Here is a 4,459-nt window from a genome sequence, read left to right as displayed (position 1 = left end):
CTCTTCCGACCCTGGGGGCGGCGGCGGCGCTGGTGACGCCGCGGCCGCGGGTTCGGGGACCGATGGCACGGCCGGCGCGGCGGCCGGCACGCCAGCCTGACCCGGGGCGCGGACGCCGAGGGGCATCGGTGCATCCGTCATGGCGGCGGCGCGATAGGCCTCGATGACACGCGGGGAGGGGATGCTGTTGGCGACGCTGCCCGCCTGGTCGCGGAATTCGATCACCACCATGCCAAGGCTGCCATCGAGGCGCAGCCGCGGGTTCGGCGTGACCGGCGAAACCACGGCGGGGGCCGCCGGCGTCTCGAGCGCATCGCCGGCCTCGCGCGGCTGAAGCCGTGCGGGTTCGATGGGCGCGACGGGGCGGAGTGCGATCTCGGGTGTCATGGCATGGGCTCCATCACCAATTTACGAGGCGCATCACTAAGATGTGGTTAATTTCCAGAGGCCTTTGACGCGCGTGGCGGCCCCGGCGAGGCTGTGCCGCCCGTGCCAACGCCCCAGCCGCCCTTCCATGCCTATCTCCGGACGCTGTTGCTGTGCCTGCTCGTGGGCGGTGCATTGCAGGCGGCGGGCGTTCCGCTTGGCTGGATGATCGGGGCGCTGCTGGCCAGCGCATGGCTCGCCGCGCGCCGCGCCGCGGCGGTGCCGCGCGTGGCGCGCCCGGGCGGGCTCGTGGTGCTCGGGCTTGGACTCGGGCAGACCTTCACGGCGCCCGTGCTCGGCGCCGTCGCGGGTGCATTTCCGGCCATCCTGGCGGGCGGGCTGGTTTCGATCCTCGCCGGCGTGGCGGTCGCGCCGATCTATCGGCGGATCGCGCGGAGCGATGCGCGCACGGCCTTCTTCGCCGCGATCCCGGGCGGGATCATGACCATGGCCGTGCTGGCCGGCCGGGCAGGGGCGTCGGTGCCCGCGGTCACGCTCGCGCAGTCGTTGCGGATGGGCCTTGTCGTTCTTCTCTATCCGCCGCTCGTGGCGCTGGCGGCCGGCGGGGCGGCGGATGCCGCCTTCACGGCGGTGCTGCCGCCGATCGTGCCGGGCGGGCTCGGCCTGCTGCTCGCGGGCGGGGCCGCGGTGGCGCTGGTGGGCGAAAGGGTGGGGATCGCCAATGCGGCGATGCTCGCGCCCTGCCTTCTGGCGATGGCGTTGTCCGCTGGCGGGGTGCTGCCCTCCGCCGTGCCGCGCTGGATGGTGGACGCGGCGCAGGTCGCGATGGGCATGAGCCTCGGGGAAAGGTTCGGGCGGGAGGGCCTGGGAGGCGGTCCGCGCCGGCAGGCACTCGCGTCGATCGCCTCGGCGGGGGCGCTGGTGCTTCTTCTGGTTGTATCCGGCTTGGGCCTGGGCTGGCTGACGGGACTACCCCTGATTGCAGTCGTGCTCGGTCTGGCACCTGGCGGCATGCCGGAGATGGCGGTGACGGCGAAGGCGCTGGACCTCGCCGTGCCGCTGGTTCTGGGCTTTCACCTCGTCCGGACGGTGCTCTGCAATCTCATCGTCACCCCGCTTTGGCTTCTCGTTAAGGTCGTTCTCATGGATAAGAACTCCCGCTAGGGTTGCGAGACGCGTCTCATGCGGTAACGAAAAAAAGACGAGACAGACCTATATGGACTGTTAGTTTCGTCCCGAATTCGAGAACGGAGGCTGGCGTGTCAGGCAGCGTCAACTACCAGGTGGTCGACAATTGGGGGGCTGGATTCAATGCCTCGGTCTCGCTGACCGCCGGCGCCGGCGGGCTCAATGGCTGGACCATCACCTTCGAAGCTGCCTTCGACATCACCCAGATCTGGAATGCCGAGATCGTCAGCCGCGTCGGCAACATCTACACGATCCGCAACGCGGCCTGGAACGGAACGATTCCGGAAGGGCAGGTCGTCCAGTTCGGCTTCCTCGGCGGCCCGACCACCGACCCCGTGCCGGACGTCTTCGTGGTCAATGGCAGCCTCGCCCCGGCGTTGCCGATCCTGGCCGCGGCCGATGTTTCGGTGACCGAGGGCAATTCGGGCACGAAGTACCTCGACTTCCTCGTCACCCTCTCCGCCCCCGCCGCGGCGCCCATCACCGTCGCCTATGCCACAGCCGACGAAACGGCGACGGCCGGCACCGACTACACCGCCGCCACCGGCACCCTGACCTTCGCGGCCGGCGAGACGAGCAAGACCGTGCGGGTGGCCGTCCGCGGCGACACGACGGCCGAGGCGACGGAGACCATGCGCCTGCTGCTGTCGAACCCGACCGGGGCGACGATCGGCGACGGCCTGGCGATCGGCCGGATCGTCGATGACGACACGCGCCCCTCCATCCGCATCAACGACGTGACGGTGACCGAGGGCGACAGCGGCACCTCCAACGCCGTCTTCACCATCAGCCTCTCCCAGGCCTTCGCGCAGAGCGTCTCGGTCCGCTGGGCGACGGCGAACGGCACCGCCGTGGCGAGCAGCGACTACCGCGCCGCCTCCGGCACCCTGACCTTCGCGGCGGGCGAGACGAGCAAGACCGTCTCCGTCGCCGTCATCGGCGATTTCCGCACCGAACCGACCGAGACCTTCCAAGTCCGCCTGTCGTCGCCCACCAATGCGACCATCGCCGACGGCACCGGTGTGGCCACCATCCTCGACACCGACACCGTGCCCACCATCGGCGTCTCCGACGTCGCGCTGGCCGAGGGCAATGCGGGCCAGACCTTCGCGACCTTCACCGTCACGCTGAACAAGGCGTGGGGATCCTCCGTCTCCGTCGGCTTCACGACGCAGGACGGCACCGCGATCGCCGGCCAGGACTACGTGGCACAGGCCGGCACGCTGACCTTCGCGGCCGGGGAAGTGAGCAAGACCGTCACCATCGCCGTCACCGGCGACACGGCGGTCGAGGCCAACGAGACCTTCAGCCTGCTGCTGCGCACGCCTTCCGGTGCCACGATCCGCGACGCCACCGGCCTCGCGACCATCGTCAACGACGACACGGCGTCCGGCGGCGGTGGCGGCGGGCAGGGATTCCTTTCCACAAGCGGCAACCAGATCGTCGACGAGACGGGCGAGACGGTGCGCATCACCGGCGTCAACTGGTTCGGGATGGAAAGCTCGACATTCACGCCGCACGGGCTCTGGGCGCGCAACTGGCAGGACATGATGGAGGACATGGCGGCGGAGGGCTTCAACACCATCCGCCTGCCCTTCTCGCTGGAGGCCTTCCAGCCCGGCAAGGTCGCCAACGGCATCGACTTCTCGAAGAACCCGGACCTCGTCGGCCTCTCGCCGATCCAGATCCTCGACAGGATCGTCGACAAGGCGGGCGAGCTCGGGATGCGCATCATCCTCGACAACCACCGCAGCGCCGCCGGCGCCGGACCGAACGGCAACGGCCAGTGGATCGACAGCGGCTACACCGAGCAGCAATGGATCGACACCTGGAAGATGCTCGCCGGGCGCTACGCGGGCGACCCCACGGTGATCGGCGCCGACCTCGCGAACGAGCCGCATGCGGCGACCTGGAGCGCGTGGAGTGCTGCGGCCGAGCGTGCCGGCAACGCGATCCATTCCGTCAACGACGACTGGCTGATCTTCGTCGAGGGCGTCGGCTCCTTCGAGGGCTCCTCCTATTGGTGGGGCGGCAACCTCAAGGGCGTCGCGACCGACCCGGTGGTGCTGAACGTCGCAAACAAGGTCGTCTATTCGCCGCATGACTACGGCAATTCGGTCTATGCGCAGCCCTGGTTCAGCGACCCGTCCTTCCCCAACAACCTGACCGCCAAGTTCGACGAGTTCTGGGGCTACATCTACCGGCAGGAGATCGCGCCGATCTATCTCGGCGAATTCGGCAGCCGGCTGACCGATCCCAAGGACGTCGCCTGGCTGAACGAGTTGCTCCCCTACCTCGACGGCGACTTCAACGGCGACGGCACGCGCGACATCCCGGCGGGCGACGAGGGCATGAGCTGGACCTGGTGGTCGTGGAACCCGAATTCCGGCGACACCGGCGGCATCCTCATGGATGACTGGAGCACGGTGATCGAGGCGAAGATGGCGCTTCTCTCCCCGCAGCTCTCCGACATGTGGGGTAACTGATCCCCGCGCGCCGGCGCTATCATTCGCGCGACATGCGCGCCGGATAGGCCGCGAGGCTGCGTTCCACCAGCGCCGGCAGCGCGTCCTTGAGCGCGAGCGCCCGGCGCAGGTCGCCCGCCATGCAGGCGGCTTCCAGCGCCGCGGCCGCTTCCCGCAGCGCCGCCGCGCCGAAGGTGCCGGCGGCGGATTTCAGCCCATGCGCCTCCTCCTCGATCGCGCGGAGGTCATCGGTCGAGGTCAGGCGCGACAGGCGCGCGCGCGTCTCGTCGGCGAACACGCCGATGAGGCGCGGCAGGCGCCCCGGGCCGACGGCGCTGCGCAATTCCTCTAGCGTCGTGCGGTCGAGCAGCGCCGGGGCCGCATGCGGCTCGCCCGCCGGGGCGGCGGCCCCGATCGGA

The 4,459-nt window shown here is 69.8% G+C and carries 4 protein-coding genes; 2 read left to right on the top strand and 2 right to left on the bottom strand.

The window, feature by feature from the left end; all coding sequences use genetic code 11:
• Positions 1 to 387, bottom strand: a 387-nt coding sequence (locus HW577_RS21270) for a hypothetical protein (RefSeq protein WP_408639545.1), incomplete at its 3' end; no start/stop codon positions are given.
• A 102-nt stretch (positions 388 to 489) separates the two neighbouring features.
• On the opposite strand from HW577_RS21270, the gene HW577_RS21265 reads away from it, so the two are divergent.
• On the top strand, positions 490 to 1,551 hold the full coding sequence (locus HW577_RS21265; RefSeq protein ID WP_198378120.1) for an AbrB family transcriptional regulator: 1,062 nt from the start codon (positions 490 to 492) through the stop codon (positions 1,549 to 1,551).
• A 95-nt stretch (positions 1,552 to 1,646) separates the two neighbouring features.
• The gene (locus HW577_RS26680) at positions 1,647 to 4,061 is read left to right on the top strand and encodes a Calx-beta domain-containing protein (protein ID WP_332837775.1); all 2,415 of its coding nucleotides are present in this window, start codon (positions 1,647 to 1,649) and stop codon (positions 4,059 to 4,061) included.
• 19 nt (positions 4,062 to 4,080) lie between these two features.
• On the opposite strand, the gene HW577_RS21245 is transcribed toward HW577_RS26680, so the two are convergent.
• On the bottom strand, positions 4,081 to 4,459 hold a 379-nt coding region (locus HW577_RS21245; RefSeq protein ID WP_198378119.1), incomplete at its 5' end, for an Hpt domain-containing protein.

Source organism: Neoroseomonas rubea, assembly GCF_016106015.1.
In the GTDB taxonomy this organism is placed as follows: domain Bacteria; phylum Pseudomonadota; class Alphaproteobacteria; order Acetobacterales; family Acetobacteraceae; genus Neoroseomonas; species Neoroseomonas rubea.
This window is presented reverse-complemented; position numbering and strand designations above follow the sequence as displayed.